The sequence below is a fragment of the Stenotrophomonas sp. S41 genome, assembly GCF_016624625.1.
Classification (GTDB): Bacteria; Pseudomonadota; Gammaproteobacteria; order Xanthomonadales; family Xanthomonadaceae; genus Stenotrophomonas.
Genome location: NZ_JACVTV010000099.1, coordinates 1 through 17,548, shown reverse-complemented (window position 1 = coordinate 17,548; position 17,548 = coordinate 1). Strand labels below are relative to the sequence as shown.

The 17,548-nt window shown below is 64.7% G+C and carries 10 protein-coding genes; 4 read left to right on the top strand and 6 right to left on the bottom strand.

The window, feature by feature from the left end; all coding sequences use genetic code 11:
- Positions 1–113: 113 nt before the first annotated feature.
- Positions 114–1,892, bottom strand: coding sequence for a monovalent cation:proton antiporter-2 (CPA2) family protein (locus IAE56_RS17035; protein WP_200753331.1), 1,779 nt, complete (start codon positions 1,890–1,892; stop codon positions 114–116).
- Positions 1,893–2,300: 408 nt separating this feature from the next.
- Between IAE56_RS17035 and mgtE the strand changes: the two genes are divergently transcribed.
- Complete coding sequence (mgtE, locus tag IAE56_RS17030) at positions 2,301–3,671, top strand: magnesium transporter (RefSeq protein WP_200753330.1); 1,371 nt, start codon at positions 2,301–2,303, stop codon at positions 3,669–3,671.
- 153 nt (positions 3,672–3,824) lie between these two features.
- Complete coding sequence (locus tag IAE56_RS17025; RefSeq protein ID WP_200753329.1) at positions 3,825–6,545, top strand: bifunctional acetate--CoA ligase family protein/GNAT family N-acetyltransferase; 2,721 nt, start codon at positions 3,825–3,827, stop codon at positions 6,543–6,545.
- A gap of 63 nt (positions 6,546–6,608) precedes the next feature.
- On the opposite strand, the gene IAE56_RS17020 is transcribed toward IAE56_RS17025, so the two are convergent.
- From IAE56_RS17020 to IAE56_RS17010, 3 genes are all read right to left on the bottom strand, one after another.
- Positions 6,609–6,989, bottom strand: a complete 381-nt coding sequence (locus tag IAE56_RS17020; RefSeq protein ID WP_108754558.1) for a YbjQ family protein — start codon at positions 6,987–6,989, stop codon at positions 6,609–6,611.
- A 502-nt stretch (positions 6,990–7,491) separates the two neighbouring features.
- Positions 7,492–10,953: an RHS repeat-associated core domain-containing protein gene (locus tag IAE56_RS17015; protein WP_200753328.1), complete on the bottom strand. Its 3,462-nt coding sequence runs from the start codon at positions 10,951–10,953 to the stop codon at positions 7,492–7,494.
- A gap of 12 nt (positions 10,954–10,965) precedes the next feature.
- Positions 10,966–13,266 (bottom strand): RHS repeat domain-containing protein, encoded by a 2,301-nt coding sequence (locus IAE56_RS17010; protein WP_200753327.1) that lies wholly within the window; start codon positions 13,264–13,266, stop codon positions 10,966–10,968.
- 220 nt (positions 13,267–13,486) lie between these two features.
- On the opposite strand from IAE56_RS17010, the gene IAE56_RS17005 reads away from it, so the two are divergent.
- Positions 13,487–14,188 carry an alpha/beta hydrolase gene (locus IAE56_RS17005; protein ID WP_200753326.1) on the top strand — a complete coding sequence of 234 codons (702 nt, stop codon included), beginning with the start codon at positions 13,487–13,489 and terminating at the stop codon, positions 14,186–14,188.
- 109 nt (positions 14,189–14,297) lie between these two features.
- Here the strand turns inward: IAE56_RS17005 and dkgB are convergent, their stop codons facing one another.
- On the bottom strand, positions 14,298–15,107 hold the full coding sequence (gene dkgB, locus IAE56_RS17000; RefSeq protein WP_200753325.1) for a 2,5-didehydrogluconate reductase DkgB: 810 nt from the start codon (positions 15,105–15,107) through the stop codon (positions 14,298–14,300).
- 88 nt (positions 15,108–15,195) lie between these two features.
- A complete protein-coding gene (locus IAE56_RS16995; RefSeq protein WP_200753324.1) occupies positions 15,196–16,410 on the bottom strand; it encodes an MFS transporter in 1,215 nt (404 codons plus the stop codon).
- Positions 16,411–16,515: 105 nt separating this feature from the next.
- Here IAE56_RS16995 and IAE56_RS16990 point away from each other — a divergent pair, with 105 nt between their 5' ends.
- Complete coding sequence (locus IAE56_RS16990; RefSeq protein ID WP_164073466.1) at positions 16,516–17,418, top strand: LysR family transcriptional regulator; 903 nt, start codon at positions 16,516–16,518, stop codon at positions 17,416–17,418.
- Positions 17,419–17,548: the final 130 nt, after the last annotated feature.

Genomic DNA, 17,548 nt, shown 5'->3' with positions numbered 1-17,548 from the left:
GTCCCGGGCCCGCGGGGCCCCCCCCCCCCCCCCCCCCGGCGGGGGGCGCGGGGGGGGGGCGCGGGGCGCGCCCCGGCGGCCTGAATGTGGGTGCCGACCGTTGGTCGGCACACCTACTTCTCGTCGCTTTCCGCGTCGGCCTCGAACAGATGCATCAGGTCATTGCGCGCATCGCGCGAGGTCTGGATCACCGCGGCTTCGTCGTCGTAGACCAGGTACTGGTCGCGCAGCAGCTGTTCGTCATGCTCGCGGAACCGCTGCACATGGCGCTGTGCCACGTCCGCGGCCACGCCCAGCGCGGTCAGCACGCGCCCGCTCATTTCCAGGCTGGTGCCGAACACCTCGCGGAACGGCTCGGCCGACATGTCCATCAGGCGCCACGCATGCTGGCGGTTGCGCGCGCGTGCCAGCACCTTCGCATCCGGGTACAGGCGGCGCACCATGCGCACCGCGCGCAGGTTGGTTTCCGGATCGTCCACGGTGATCACGAACACGTCGATATGCTCGCCGCCCGCGGCGCGCAGCATCTCCGGCCGGGTCGGGTCGCCGTAGTAGAGCTGGTTGCCGAAGCGGCGCAGGTCGGCCACGGTGTCCGGGTTCGCTTCCAGTGCCACGAACGGCACCTTCTGCGCGGTCAGCAGGCGCGCGATCACCTGGCCGAAGCGGCCCATGCCGGCGATCAGCACCTTGGGCTGGTTGTCCGGGGCCACCTTGTCGGCCGGTGCGGCATCGCGCGGCGCCGGCTTTTCCCGGCCCAGCAGCTTCAGCAGCACCAGCATCAGCAGCGGCGTGATCGCCATCGACAGGCCAACGATGGCCACCAGCCGGTCATGGTTGGCGTCGCCCAGCAGGTGCGCGCGCTGCGCTTCGTTGAACACCACGAAGGCGAACTCGCCACCCAGCCACAGCACGCTGCCCAGCAGCAGCGACTGCCGCGACCCCAGCTTGGCGATGCGGCCGATCAGGTACAGCAGGCTGAACTTCACCACCAGCAACGCGGCCACGCCCGCGGCGATCAGCCACGGCTCGGCAGCGATGCGGTCGAGGTCGATGCCCATGCCCACGGCGATGAAGAACAGGCCCAGCAGCAGGCCCTTGAACGGCTCGATCTGCGCTTCCAGCTCGTGGCGGAATTCCGAATCGGACAACAGCACGCCGGCCAAAAACGCGCCCAGGCTGGGGCTGAGGCCGGCTTCCTGCATGAACCACGCGGTGCCCAGCACCACCAGCAGCGCGGTGGCGGTGAACACTTCCGGGCTGCGGGTGCGGGCGATGATGCCGAACACCTTGCGCAGCACCGGCCGCCCGCACAGGATCACCACCGCCAGCGCACCCAGCGCCACGGCCGCGTCTTCCCAGCGCAGCGTCTCGTTCTTCGCCCCGCCCAGCAGCGGGATGGCGGCCAGCAGCGGGATCGCGATCAGGTCCTGGAACAGCAGGATGGCAAAGCCCAGCCGGCCATGGTCGCTGTTGATCGCCTTGTGCTCGGACAGCAGCTGCAGGCCCACCGCGGTGGAGGACAGGGCCAGCGCGATGCCGACCACCAGCGCGCTCTTCCACTGGAAATGATCGAGCAGCAGCAGGCCACCCAGCAGCAGGCCGGACAGCGCCACCTGCGCCGCGCCCGCGCCGAACACCGAGCGCCGCATCACCTTCAGGCGGGCGGGCGACAGCTCCAGGCCGATGACGAACAGCAGCATCACCACGCCGATCTCGGCCGCGCCGAGGATGCGGTCGGCGTCCTGCACGAAGCCCAGCCCGTCCGGGCCCAGCACCACGCCGGCGGCGAGGTAGCCGAGCACTGCGCCAAAGCCGAACTTCTTGAACACCGGCACCGCGATCACCGCGGCCAGCAGCAGCACCAGCGCCAGTTCCAGACCACCGCTATGCATGGGAATACCTGGTCATCGCGGGGGCCTTTGCTGCGTGCGTGCGGCGGGGGGAGCGCGGCCGTGCAGGCCACCCCGTCATTATGCGCGCCCGCCTGTGCACGCACGACAACGGTCACGGAAGGCCGGGGTCAGATCCCTTTGCGCCGCAAAGAGCTCTGACCCCACGGGCACCTGACTGCGAGCCCGGGCCAGGGTTGACCGGGCGTGCCGGCAGGTCCAGACTGCCCGCCGCTGCCGGTCGCGCCGTTGTCGAGCGTGTCAGGCAGTACACCCATCCGGAGTCCCCAACCCATGTCCAGCGACAGTAGAAGTCGACCTCGTTCGACGCCAGCGATGGCTACCGCCTGATATCGGGTCGGTTTGCCTGCGTTGGCGTTGCGCGAGGTCGCATCCCCACAAGGCAAGCCCATGAACCAGAAGCAATTGCTGCGCCCGGTGGCCGACGCCGCTGCCCTCGCCGCACCCCTGGCCAACTACAACACCGCCGACGCGGTGGAGTTCCTCAACACGCTCGACCTGGAGCGCGCCGCCGAAACGCTGGCCGCGCTGTCGCTGCCGCGCGCGGTGAAGATGCTCGAAGCGCCCGAACTGCACCGCAGTGGCGAGCTGGTGGCCGCATTGCCGCCGGCCCGCGCCGCCGCGCTGCTGGGGCTGATGGCCGACGACCGCGCCACCGACATCGTCCACGAGCTGGACGAGGAAGAACGCGCGCGGCTGATCCCGCTGCTGGGTAGCGATGCCCGCCAGGCCATCCAGACGCTGCTGAGCTACCCGGCAAACACCGCCGGCGCGCTGATGACCACCGAGTTCGTCGCCGTGCCCGCCACCTGGACCGTGGCCCAGACCCTGCAGCACATCCGCCAGGTCGAGCGTACCCGCGAGACCGTGTACGCGATCTACGTGCTCGATCCGGCCAGCCAGCAGCTGCAGCAGGTGGTGACCATGCGCCGGCTGATCACCGGCCTGCCGGAGGAGTCGATCCTCGACGTGGCCCAGGTCAATCCGCCGGTCACCGTCGATGCCCTGCTGGACCAGGAAGAAGTGGCGCGGCTGATCCGCCGCCACGACCTGTTGGCCATTCCGGTGGTGGACGCGCAGCAGCACCTGCTGGGCATCGTCACCGTCGACGACGTGCTCGATGCGCTCATCGAGGAATCGACCGAGGATGCGCACAAGTTCGGCGGCATGGAAGCGCTGGACAAGCCGTACATGCAGATCGGTTTCTTCGAGATGCTGTGCAAGCGCGCCGGCTGGCTGAGCGTGCTGTTCCTCGGCGAGATGCTCACCGCCAGCGCGATGCAGCACTACGAGGACGAACTGGCGCGCGCGGTGGTGCTGACCCTGTTCATTCCGCTCATCATGAGCTCGGGCGGCAACTCCGGTTCGCAGGCCACTTCGTTGCTGATCCGCAGCCTGGCCCTGCGCGAGCTGCGCTTGAGCGACTGGTGGAAGGTGGCGCTGCGCGAAGTGCCGACCGGCATGGTGCTGGGCGCCATCCTCGGCTGCCTGGCCATCGTGCGCATCGTCATCTGGCAGCTGGGCGGCCTGCACGACTACGGCGAGCACTGGATCCTGCTGGCCATCACCATCGGCGCGGCCCTGGTGGGCATCGTCACGTTCGGCTCGCTGTCCGGCTCGATGCTGCCCTTCATCCTCAAGCGCCTGGGCTTCGACCCGGCCAGTGCCTCGGCACCGTTCGTGGCCACCCTCGTGGACGTGACCGGCCTGGTGATCTACTTCAGCATCGCCGCCCTCATCCTGCACGGCACCCTGCTGTAACAAAGAAAATGTGTGGGTCGGGGTCGGATCCCTTCGCGCAGCGAAGGGCTCCGACCCCGGATATCCGCAGCAGGGGTCAGAGCCCTTTCCTGCGGAAAGGGATCCGACCCCGTCGCCGACCCCATCGCCACGGAATTTGGGTACCGTAGGCGCATGAGTACCTACCACCTGCAGTCCGTGTTCCGTCCGCAGTCGGTCGCGGTGATCGGCGGCAGCCCGCGTGAGCGCTCCGCCGGTCGTGCGGTGATGCGCAACCTGCGTGGCACCGGCTTTCCCGGCAAGGTGGCGTGGATCAACCCGCGTCACGCCGCGATCGACGGCATCCGCACGGTCAAGCGGCTGAACGATCTCGACTGGGTACCTGACCTGGTGGTCATCACCGCGCCCGCGGCGATCGTGCCGCAGGTGGTGCGTACCGCCGCCGAGCGCGGCGTGCAGGCGGCGATCATCCTCACCGCGCACCTCGGCGAAGGCCCGGGATCACTGTCCGAACAGGTGGAAACGGTGGCGCGCAAGCACGGCCTGCGCATCCTCGGCCCGCACTGCCTGGGCGTCATCGCGCCGCATGCGCGGCTCAACGCCAGCATCGCCGCGCACTTCCCGCAGGCCGGTGACCTCGCGTTGATCTCCGAATCCTCGGCCATTGCCGCCGCGCTGGTGGAGTGGGGCGTGGCACGTTCGGTGGGTTTTTCCGCCGTGGTTTCGCTGGGCGACACCATGGACGTCGACTTCGGCGACCTGCTCGATTACTTCGCCACCGACTACCGCACCCGCGCCATCCTGCTCTACGTCGAACACATCAAGGACGCGCGCAAGTTCATGTCGGCCGCGCGTGCCGCCGCGCGCGCCAAGCCCGTGGTGGTGGTCAAATCCGGCCGCGCCGAGCGCGTGCAGCCCGGCAGCGCCGACACCCACGTGCAGGCACTGGCCCGCGCCGATGATGTCTACGGCGCCGCTTTCAACCGCGCCGGCCTGCTGCGCGTGAATGCACTGGACGAACTGTTCACCGCAGCGGAGACCTTGGGCCGCTTGGGCACTTTCCCCGGCCGCCGCCTGGCCGTGCTCAGCAATGGCGGTGGCGTCGGTCGCCTGGCGGTGGACCAGCTGGTCGCGCTGCGTGGCACCCTTGCGCAGCTGTCCGACAGCACGGTGGAAACGCTGGACAAAGTGCTGCCGCAGGGCTGGTCGCGCAGCAACCCGGTCGACATCGTGGTCGACGCCGATGGTGATCGCTACGCGGCTGCCATCGAGGCGCTGCTGGCCGACAACGAGAACGATGCGGTGATGGTGGTCAACGTGCCCACTGCGTTCACTTCTTCGGCCGATGCCGCGCAGGCGCTGACCCGCACGCTCGGCCTGCGCCCGCGCCACCACCGCGACAAGCCGGTCTTCGCGGTATGGCTGGGCAATGATGACCAGGCCACCGCCACGCTCAATGCCGCGCGCGTGCCGACCTATCCGACCGAGGCCGAAGCGGTGCGCGGCTTCCAGCACCTGGTGCGCTACCGCGAAGCGCAGAACGCGCTGATGGAAACGCCGCCCAGCCTGCCGCAGGATTTCAGCGTGGATACCGAGCGTGCGCGTGCACTGGTCGACGCCGCGCTGGCCAATGGCCAGCAGTGGCTGGACCCGCTGGCCACCCACGATCTGCTCAAGGCCTACGGCATTCCGTCCGCGCCGGTGATGCATGCCCGCGACGCGCATGAAGCGATGGACCTGGCGCAGCCGCTGCTGGAGCGCGGTGCCACGGTCGCGCTGAAGATCCTGTCGCCGGACATTCCGCACAAATCCGAAGTGGATGGCGTGCGCCTGAATCTGGCGACGTTGCCGGCAGTGCAGAGCGCGGCCAATGCCATCCTCGAACGCGCCCGCCAGCTGCGCCCGGATGCGCGCATCGACGGCCTGCTGGTGCAGCCGACCATCATCCGCCCGAAGGCGCGCGAGATCATCGTCGGCATCGCCGATGACGCCACGTTCGGCCCGGTCATCGTGGTCGGCCGCGGCGGCACCGCGGTGGAAGTCATCAACGACAAGGCGCTGGCGCTGCCACCGCTGGACCTGCGCCTGGCCCACGAACTGATCGGCCAGACCCGTGCCTCGCGCATCCTCAAGGCCTATGGCGATGTGCCGGCCGCCGATGAGCGCGCGCTGGCGCTGGCCCTGGTGAAGCTGGCGCAGCTGGCGGCCGACATTCCCGAAGTGCGCACGCTGGACATCAACCCGCTGCTGGTGGACGGCAAGGGCATCCTCGCCCTCGACGCACGCGTGGCCATCGCGCCGTCGCGCATCCTGCACAAGGGCCGCGGCCATCCACGTTTTTCGGTGTTCCCGTACCCGAAGGAGTGGGAGCGCACCCTCGAGCTGTCCGATGGCGGCCGCGCCTTCGTGCGCCCGGTGCGGCCGGAGGACGATGCACTGTTCCGCGCGTTCTTCGCCCGCGTCAGCGATGAAGACCTGCGCCTGCGCTTCTTCCAGTCGGTGAAGCACTTCAGCCACGAGTTCATCGCGCGCCTGACCCAGCTCGACTACGCGCGCTCGATCGCGCTGGTGGCCATCGACCCGCGCAACGGCGACATGCTCGGTGCGGTGCGCCTGCATGCCGACGCCGACTACCATCGCGGTGAGTACGGCATCCTGATCCGCTCGGACCTGAAGGGCCACGGCATCGGCTGGCGCCTGATGGCGATCATGATCGAGTACGCCAAGTGGCTGGGGCTGGACGTGGTGGAGGGCCAGGTGCTGCGCGAGAACAGCACCATGCTGGCGATGTGCCAGAGCCTGGGCTTCAAGACCCGGCTGGACCCGGACGACCCGACCGTGATGATGGTTACCCTGCCGGTGCAGCAGGTCGAAGTGCCTGCTCCCTCTGTGTAGAGTCGAGCTTGCTCGACTGCCGCCATCGCAAAGCAGTCGAGCAAGCTCGACTCTACGGCCAGGTTACCGCAGCGGCTCCACCACCACCGCCGTGCCATAGCACAGCACTTCGGTCAGCCCGGTCATCACATCCGTGGCGTCGTAGCGCATGCCGATGATGGCGTTGGCGCCCAGCTGCCGCGCGTGCTTGACCATGTCGCGGTAGGTTTCCTCGCGGGCCTGCTCGCACAGCTCGGTGTAGATGGTGATGTTGCCGCCGAAGATCGTCTGGATGCCGCCGAGGAAGTTGCCGACGATCGAGCGCGAGCGCACGGTGATGCCGCGCACCACGCCCAGGTTGCGGGCCACGCGGTAGCCGGGCAGCTCGAAGGCGGTGGTGACCAGTGAATCCTCGAAGCGCAGGGCCGGAGGGGAGGGGATGCCGCTGTTGTAGGGGTCTGCCATGGCTCGACTCTACAACGCAATCGCCCGTTGCGGCATGGCCGGACCCACCCTGCCGCGCGACAATACCCAGTGACCGATTGCGGGCTCGAATCCGCTCCTCTGCGAGCGAGGTGGTCAAATCTCGGCAATCGGAGGCTGTCCCCGATCGTCCCGCCCTCCATCGTCAACGCCGGACCGATGGAGTTGTCTCGATCAATCATTTGTGGCGAAAGGCTGCGCGCTTAGAAAGTACGGGCATCTATTCCGATGCCCGATAGGCCGGACGTAGGCTCTCAGGTCTTCTTACCTGATCTTCTTAGTAGCTTTAACAGCCGAACTGAAGAGACTACACCTGCTGCTACGAGGCATCCCGCAAGTGGGAGGAATTCAAGCCCACCCTTTAGTACATCTGTGTGAACAAGGAATCTGTAAAGAGCCTCGACGAAAGCTCCAACAAGTGCGATGCCGATAGCATCCGGGAAACCGCTTAATATCAACAATATTATTGTTCTTGCTCGCAAGATCAGCACCCCTTCTCGACCGCGCAGGATTCTACAATTCCGTTCGAATTGGATATGGCATTGCTCGCCGCAGCTCCTCCGCCCACAATACTTGATGACGAGGATCCTTTTGGCGTCGTGGCCTTCATATGATCCAGGAGATTCCTGTCCGCCAACGGAATTGCGTTCACGGAGCGGGTGTTGATTGCCGCCTTCGTCACGTCAATGGCATCCCCGATCAGGGATCCAGCCGCCCCAGTCGCTCCGCCGACAAGAGCACTGGTTGACATTCCATCTGTAAGATTGCCTCCCTCAATTGCATTGTTGGCTCCGGTAGAAACGGCACCGATAGCCGCTCCTGCAGCAGCGTTTGCCGTGGCGCGGACAGCCAGACTCGTGGTCAATCTCGCCACGCCACTCGAAATTCCGGATCCCGTGGCACCTGCTGCACCCGCGATCAGCGCTTTTCCAACATTTCCCGCAATTCCCCTCAGGCTTGTATCCTGTATTTCGCCAGTGACAACCTGTCTGGCGAGTTCCAGGCCAATTCCGATCCCCGCACCGACACACCAAGGGCATCGTCCATCAGGATCAGAGAAGCGATATGGGTTGTTGTATGCATAGGAGTACCGGGAGAATTGACCAATCACCCCACTTCCATACAACGTTACCGGATCGGTACTTAGGAATGATCCGATAGAAGGATCGTAGTAGCGTTGTTGCATGTAAATCATATCGGTAGCTGCATCCTCAATGTGACCCGTGTACCCGATAGCACCGCTGGCGGCTTGATCGCTGCTCCCAAAAGCGCTGTAGCTGGTCCTTCGCAGCAGTGCACCATCGGCCTGAGTCGATGCCACCCGAGAACCCAACGCGTCGATGTGGTGGAAGTTGATGGACTCAGTGCCGTCTATGGAAGTTCGAATCGAGGCGATGGCATCGCGCCCAAGATAGACGTTCTCGGTCAGCACTACGCTCTCCCCATCAAAGGCTCTGGATACGTCACCGGAACTCAAGTACATGTATCTACTGTCGGAGGTCGAAGAGCCATCTGCCAACTGAACCCGCCTTCCCCTCGCGTCATACCCATACCTGACGCCATCGCCAGATGATCGCAGGCGATTCTGCAGGTCGAATGTGTATGCAACGCCATTCTTACGCGAGACATTGCCAGCCGAGTCGTAGGCGAGGCCAGTGATGGTCGAGCCCGCGTCGTCCCGGACGTTGGTCAAGCGATGATGCGCGTCGAAGTAGTGATGCCGCGTAAGCTGTCCAATCGTATCGATGCGTCGCAGATTGTCTGCCTGATCGTATTCGAATCGCTGTCCAACCCCAGGCAGTTCAGACTGCACGGATATCAGTCGGTCGATGCCATCATAGGTCATCAATCGAGTAGCCGACGGTCCCTGAGTGTGGTCCGCCATGCCAGCGACATTCGCACGCTCGTCGTAGTAGTACTCGAAGTCCATCGCTGCACCAGAACTAATCCGCGCTGGCAGCTGGCGCAGGTTCTGAGCGATGCGATGGGCAATGCCATTGCCGTAGGTGAACCCGGAGACCGCGCCGTTGGCGTGTCGCTTGATCTCGCTCGCAAAGACGCGCCCGCGCTGATCGATGACGTGACGAGGCCGACCCAAGGCATCAGGCGCATAGTTGAGTTCTACGCCCGACGGGAGCGCGTGCTTGGTGACCGAGCCGTTCGCATCATAGTAGTAGCTGCTGGTCCAATCGTCTCGTCCAGACAATGACGAGGTCTCGGAAGTGACCATGCGGCGGCTGTTATATCCCACTTTGATGGCCGAGTCTGGCAGGGAGCCGCCGTTGCCGGCAGTGGCTTCGAGCACCAGCCCGTCCGGCGCGTAGCGGAACGTCTGGTTTCCGTTTCCATCGGGGCTGTAGATGGCAGCCAAGCGACCATTGACGTCGTAGCTGTGGCTAATGGTACGTGAGGATGCTTGGGCGACCTCGGAATCACATGTCTTCAGCGAAGGCAGGTCGAGGCCTGTCGCCCTCCACAGTATGCGGCCTGCCGGATCGTAGCCCATGACGGTTGCGCCTGACTCCGGTTCGAGACTCTTGCACAGACGATGATGTGCGTCGTAGACGTACTTGCGTTCAATGGATCCCGATCCAACCTCGCGTGCGATTCGATGGATTGCTGCAAAGCGATCACGATCGATGTGGGTGACGCGACCTTCTGGCTCTTCGACCTTGAGGACGTGCTCACCACTTGGCGTCTCAAACCCTTGATAGGTTGTCGTAGTCACCTTGCCGCGGGCGTTGGCATGGGCTCTTCGATTGCCCGGTAGATAGGCGGTTGCCGTCACCAGCGGGCCAAGCTCGCTGTCAGCGGACGTCCCTATCTCCCGCCCCAGCGCGTCATAGACATACGTTGTACCTACCAGCGCCGGTGGCGGCGGAGGTGGTGGCTCTACAACCGATATCAGTACATCCGGCGTGGGCACACCAAACCACTCCACGCCTTCGCGCAGCATCCGCCATTGAAAACTGTAGCTGCCCGCTTTGCCGGGCGCAGTTACGACGGCCCTGAATTCACCGACTTCACCTACCGGCACATCGCCAGTTGTGATGCGATGAATCCCCCAGGTCATATTGTCGCCCGGATTCTGGGAGCCCAGCGCAAAGCCCTCCTGGCTTCGCCAGGGATCATCGCCTGCATTACGCATCCTGATCACGACTTCGTAGGGCTTGCCCGCCTCCATCTGTGCTGAAACGGATTGGGAATCAAAGGCTGCGGCGTTCATGGGCTCGCGTACAAAGATGCTGGTGTAGCTTTTCAGGCCAAACCACCTATGATCCCTGCGCAGCTGAAACTCGATGTTCCGCCACTCGACGTGCGGGTCGTAGTAGCTGGGGGTGATTGCAAAGTTGAACGTGAATGATGCACCGGGAGGTACATCATGAGTTACCGGCTGTGGGCTGAATTTCCAGAAATCGCGCGTGAACTCGTGAGGCGTATCGAGTACGTAGCTGCCCGCGCTCCAAGTCGTCTCCCCGGTATTGATCATCTGGATGGTCACTGCGCCGGCCCGGCCCGCCAATGATGGATTGGGATATGACGTAGCGCCGGGCGACGCTGAATCAACGGGCACAGGTGGCGCAGTTACGTCGACGATGATGGGGCCGCTTCGCAGCGGACGCGAAGTCATGTCGCCATCGGGGAGGATGCGCACTGCTCGCGCCGTGAAAATGAATTCGTAGCGGCCGGCTGGCAGGCCGCGGATGGGAACCGTGCCCTCCAGAAGTCGTGCAATCGGCGCGCCATTCTGGCTTACCACCGGATCTTCGATGAATTCTGCCTTCGGCCCACTTGAGACGTAGTAGGTGGCCTGAAGATCGAAGTTTGCCGGCGCCATGTAGCTGCTGGATGGTGGCCCGCTGAGGGTGATCGATGCCTGCGCAAAGGCGCAATGGGTCCACACCGAAGCGAGCACCAGGAAGAGTGAACGGATCAGATTGTTCATCTACACGCTCCCTTAGCGATATCTACCGGGATAGGACTCAAAGATCACTCGGTTCTGGTGATCGAACCTGCGGAACACCTGTGAAAGTGTTCCCTCTCGGTCTTCAGCATCGAAGCTCTCCAGAAGCACCGGACGCCATAGTCCATCCAGATAGGTGATGTGTTTACCGCTTCCAGTGGACTCGATCTGCTTCCAATGGCCCGCGGCTATGCCTGATTCAGGACTCGTCAATCGCAGTAGCTGCGTCTGCGTCGGTGTCCATGTCTGGTCAATATCTGCGGGAGCCTGAACCAGCGTTAGGCGCCCCATCGGGTCATAGTCGTAAGAGGTGGTGAATCCATTTTCGTCCGTGGTTGATCGCAGCCAACCGTTGTTATCCACCGTGGCGAGAACAGTCGATCCATCGGGGTGTTCCACACGTCGCGGAACACCGCGATGCCAGTGCTGGAACTGCGTCGTTCGACCAGTAGAGTCACTTGCGGAAGACACGCTTCCATCGGGGTTGTATGCAATGCGTATCGTCATCAGTCCGAACGCGTATCGCTCTACCGGTCTGAGAAGATCGTCGTAACGGATTGCCGAAACTTCTTCACCCGATGCGCTGTCTGATGTAGAGGCAACTGCACCCATGATCCATCTGGTTGGGTTGTCTCGATACACATGGATGTCGCCGGTCGATCCGGACGGTCCACTGCTGGTAACCTGTAGCGGTCGCACGAGATCGTCCCATACCAGTGTCTGGCGTGAGTAGTTCGTCTGTTCCTGAGTCGTGGTTGTCTTCCATTGCGGCTGTACCAGGCCATCGGCCGCCTGCATGAAATGCAGGCTGTCCCCGATGCGGCCCATGTAAGGTGCGCCACTGGGTGGGTTGCTGTGATACTCGTTGACTACATCACGGAGCGTCGTTCCATCAGCGGCCAATGTCGTCTGGCGCATCAACTTTCCCTCGTCGACGCGGTACGTCTTTCCGAATGCGAATCGTGTACTTGATCCATCCGGCCACGTTGCCTTGGACCACCGCACTGCGTCATCCGGATAAGCTGTAGAAACTTCGAACGATGATCGCTGGGCATTGATGCCCGGACCGTCGATGACGCGTTCGGTAAGAGACCAGAGAGAATAATAGTTGGGTTGCACCGGAGCACTGCAGGCGTCCAGATTTGAGCGCAGCATGGTCTTGTGCTCGAATGCATACGTTGCCGATGCACCCGCTGGATGCCCGATGGTGTATCGGTAGGGGCCATCAACTCTGCCCACGATCATGTCGCACGGGGTGTCGCTTTCCTGCGGTGCCGGCATCTTTGCCGGGCGCAGCGAGCCCGACCAGCTGTAAGACCATCGGGCCCCATCTGGGAGAACTACCTCGGCCAATCCGCCGTCCGCGGTAACACCGGCTTCACGGTAATGATAGGACCAGGTACGCCCGTTGGCCGAGACGGTTGCCAGGCGGCCATTGGCGTAGCCTAATGTGATGTTTCGGCCATCACTGCCGATGATTGCAGTGAGGAACCCGTTCTCGTAGCTATAGCGAACCCAGTTGCCGTTCTTGTCTTCAACTTTGGATGCGGCGATATAGACTTTGAATTGGCTCACCGAGTGATAGGAGCGCATACGGAAGTTCGCCATCTGGCGAGTGATCATCGTGTCGAATGTGTATGTGAGACCATCGCCATCCAGAACGATGAATCCTTCCCCGGGTTGACCATCGACAAGGCGTGACAGGCAGGTGACCCGGATGTTGTCCTCGGCGACCCACGGATAGGATCGGCCATCTTGGGGTACAGGGACGCCCGGCGCGGTCTTGAGGAGAAGACGTCCACCTTTCCCAGGCAGGTTCAGGCTGTAGCCGCCCCACATCTTTTCCTCGTAGAAGTCACCTGACAGCACCATATACGGCTTCTGAGGTCGGCTGCATCGCGCGTGTCGGTCAGGGTCGCCTGAAGGGCCGACGACCCATCCTTGAGATGAGAAAGTGCCCTCTATGTAGGGGACGTCCAGAGCCCAGTCGTACGCACTTCCAAATGCGTAAAGCCTGGCGTCACGAGTAAGGTAGCGTTCGTCAAAGGAGCGGGTTCTACGAACTTCAACGGGCAGGGGGTTGTTGCCCGGCAAGGTGACATCCACGACCGAGAATCGTGTGCTTCCATCCAGATGCGATATCTGCGAGCCGAAGGCTGACTCCGGATCCAGAGGCGAGGTTCTTCGTGCTTGAACTCGCTCAGCGTAATTGGATATCTCGTCAATGTAGTCCTGTGCACGCGCAAGTGAAGGCACGCAGAACAGTGGGATGAGTGGCAATGCCTTCCAAAGCATTTACTTTCTCCTTCGTCCGCTTCCAAGTGAACGTAAACTGCTGTCGCCGTGCGTTCCATCTTCACGACGGGTAGTGAGGTTTTGCCATGTCCGGATTGTGAAAATCCATAGGAATAGTTCGAAAGTGGATTTCGAAAGGAGTATCGATGCAACGGCATAGGCAATGCATGACGCCGTCTGCGGCATGGCCGGACCCACCCGGCCGCGCGACAATACCCCCATGACCGATCGCATCCCCCTGCTGCTGCTCCCCGGCCTGCTCAACGACGCCGAGCTGTGGCGCGCGCAGCTGGCCGACCTGGCCGATATCGCCGATTGCACCGTAGGCGACCAGACCCGTGGCGAGACCCTGCAGGCGGTGGCCGAGGACGTGCTGGCGCAGGCGCCCGAGCGCTTCGCCCTGGCGGGCTTCTCGCTGGGGGGCTTCGTCGCCCAGCAGATCCTGCGCATCGCGCCCGAGCGCGTGCTGCAGCTGGCGCTGGTCGATACCTCGATCCATGCCGATTCACCCGAGCGCGCCGAACAGCGCCGCAGCCAGCGTGCCAGCGTGCGCCTGCCCGGCAAGTTCCATGGTTTCGGTGATGCGCTGATGCGCAGCTACATCGATGCGTCGCGGCTGGACGACTACGTGCTGGTGCAGCGCGTGCGCGACATGACCGCGCGGCTGGGCGCGGAAGTATTCATGCGCCAGAGCGGGCTGGAACGCCGCGATGGGCACGAGGTGCTGGCCGCGTACCGCGATCCGCTGCTGATCGTCTGCGGTGCGAACGACCGCATCACGCCGCTGGCGATGAGCGAGGAAATGCACGCGCTGGTGCCGCATTCGCAGCTGGTGGTGGTGCCTGACTGCGGGCACCTGGCACCGATGGAAAAGCCGGACGACGTGAGCGCGGCGATGCACGGCTGGCTGTTGCAGGCCTGATGGATCCGCCGGGCATGGCCCAGCGCTACCCACCGTCATCCGGTAGCGCCGGGCCACGCCCGGCGGAGGTTTCCCACGGTAGCGCCGGGCCATGCCCGGCGGCCGTTCCTCAATCCCAGGCCGGGGCGATGCCTTCCGGGTTGGCCAGGCGCTGGCCACGATCAAGCTTGGCAATCTGCGCCATGTCGTCGTCGGTCAGGCGGATCGCCGCCGCTTCCAGGTTGCCGGCCAGGTTCTCTCGCTTGGTCGACGACGGGATGACCGCAAAGCCCTGCTGCAGCGCCCAGGCCAGTGCGACCTGCGCCGGGGTGGCCTGGTGGCGGCCGGCAATGGCCTGGATCACCGGGTCCTTCAGCACTTCGCCGTAGGCCAGGCTCATGTAGGCGGTGATCTGGATGCCGTTGTCCTGCAGGAACTTCACCAGCAGGCGGTTCTGCAGGTACGGGTGGATCTCGATCTGGTTGGTGGCGATGGCATCGGCACCCAGGATCTCGATCGCCTTGCGGGTCTGCGCGATGGTGAAGTTGGAGATGCCGATCTCACGGGTCAGGCCCTGCGCCTTGGCCTCGGCCAGCGCCGGCAGGTATTCCTCCATCGGCACGTCCACCTGGTCATTCGGCGAGGGCCAGTGGATCAGGGTCAGCTCGACATGGTCGGTGCGCAGTTTTTCCAGGCTGGTGCGCAGGCTGGCCAGCAGCGCATCGCGCTTGAACTCGGTGATCCACACCTTGGTGGTCAGGTAGATGTCATCGCGCGACACGCCGGATTCGGCGATGGCCTGGCCGACCTCGGCTTCGTTGCCGTAGATCTGCGCGGTATCGATGGCGCGGTAACCGACGTCGAGCGCATTGCGGACGGAATCGATCACGGTCTGGTCTTTCAGGCGGAAGGTGCCAAGACCAAAGGCGGGGACAGTCATGGGAAGCTCCAACGGGGGGAAAAGGAGTGAACAGGAAGGGTAGGTCAGGGACCGTGTGCATGCCGGCAACGGTGCATTGCGTTGCCGGTCAGTGGGCGGTAACGGCGATGCCCTTGGCACGGTGGTCGACGCCATCACGGCGGTCCAGGTGGCCGCTGAGCACGGTCAGTGCATAGGCCAGCACCACCACCAGCGCGCCCAGCCACGGCGTGTGCATCAGGCCGACGTGCTCCACCACCAGGCCGCCCAGCGAGGCGCCCAGGGCGATGCCGACGTTGAACGCGGCGATGTTCAGGCCCGAGGCCACATCAGTGGCCTGCGGCGCATAGCGCTGCGCCTGCTTGACCACGTACACCTGCAGGCCCGGTACGTTGCCGAACGCCACCGCGCCCAGGGCCAGCACGGTCAGCAGCATCAGCCAGGTGTTGTAGGCGGTGAAGGTGAGCACGAACAGCACGATGGCCAGCAGCGCGAAGATGCGCTTCAGCGCCGGCACCGGGCCGAGGCGGTCGGCCAGGCGGCCGCCCCACAGGTTGCCGATCGCCACCGACACGCCGTACACCAGCAGCACCAGGCTGACCGCATTGGCCGAGAAACCGGTGACGTCCTGCAGGATCGGCGCCAGGTAGGTGAAGGCCAGGAACGTACCGCCGTAGCCCAGCGCGGTCATCGCGTAGACAAGCAGCAGGCGCGGCTGCGCCAGCACGCCCAGCTGCTGGCGGAAGCTGGCCGGCGCGCTCTGCGGCACGTTGCGCGGCACGAACAGCAGCGCACCCAGCAGAGCCACCACGCCCAGCCCGGCCACGGCGAGGAAGGTCGCGCGCCAGCCCAGGTGCTGGCCGATGAAGGTACCCAGCGGCACGCCGGTCACCAGTGCCACGGTCAGGCCGGTGAACATGATGGCGATCGCGCTGGCGGCCTTTTCCTTCGGCACCACTGCGGTGGCGATGATGGAGCCGATGGAGAAGAACACGCCATGGGCCAGGCCGGTGAGGATGCGGGCGACGATCAACGAGGTGTAGCCCGGTGCCATCCAGGCGATGACGTTGCCGAGGGTGAACATCAGCATCAGCGCGACCAGCAGCTGCTTGCGCGGCACGCGGCCGGTCAGTGCGGTCAGCACCGGCGCACCGATGGCCACGCCCAGCGCGTACAGCGAGACCAGCAGGCCGGCCGAGGGCAGGCTGACATGCAGGTCGGCGGCGATGGTCGGAATGAGGCCGACGATGACGAACTCGGTGGTGCCGATGGCGAAGGCGCCGAGGGTCAGCGCCAGCAGGGCGAGGGGAATGCCACGGGTCATGGCAGGCTCCGGAGGGAAGGAAGGGGCGCAGTGTGCGCGGCGCACCTTTGCCGAAAAACCGGTCTTCACGCCAATCACTCTTGCCTGCTGGTCAATAATGGCGCCATGAAGACCACCCTCGACGAAATGCAGGCCTTCCTGGCCGTCATCGACAGCGGCTCGATCAGCGCCGCCGCCGAGCAGCTGGGGCAGACACCCTCGGGCGTCAGCCGCGCGCTGGGCCGGCTGGAAGAGAAGCTGGGCACTACCCTGCTGACCCGCACCACCCGCCGCCTGCACCTGACCGCCGAGGGCGAGGCCTACCTGCGCCATGCGCGGGCGATCATCGATGCGGTGGAATCGGCCGAGGAACAGATGGCCGCCCGCCGCGAGCGCCCGGCCGGGCGGCTGCGCGTGGATGCGGCCATGCCCTTCGTGCTGCACGTGATCGCGCCGCTGGTGGCCAGCTACCGTGCGCGCTACCCGGAAGTGCAGCTGGAACTGAACAGTTCCGAGCGCTACATCGACCTGCTGGAGCGGCGCACCGACCTGGCCATCCGCATCGGCCCGCTGGCCGATTCCACCCTGCACGCGCGCTCGCTGGGGCGCTGCCGGCTGCAGCTGGTGGCCAGCCCGGCCTATCTGGCCGCGCACGGCGAACCGGCCAGCGTGGCCGCGCTGGGCCAGCACACGCTGCTCAGCTTCAATGAACCGGAATCCTTGAACCGCTGGCCGCTGCCGGGTGACGCCGACGGGCAGCTGCTGGTGCGCCCGGATATCGCCGTCTCCAGCGGCGAAACCCTGCGCCGGCTGGCGGTGGAAGGCGTGGGCATCACCTGCCTGTCCGACTTCGTCACCGACCGCGACCGCGCCGCCGGCACCCTGGTGCCGGTGCTGGCCGCGCAGACGCTGGATGTGTACCAGCCGATCCACGCGGTGTACTACCGCAACACTGCAGTGTCGGCGCGCATCAGCTCGTTCCTGGATCACCTGGGCGAGGGGATGGCGAAAGGCGATTACCTGCGCTGAGGCTTGGTGGGTGCGGACCTGCTCTCTCGGTGGGTGCGGACCGTTGGTCCGCACAGAACCGCCGCTTCGCGTCGCCGCCCCCCCCACCGGGGGGGGGGGACGGGGGGGGGGGGGGGGGGGCGGGCCCCGG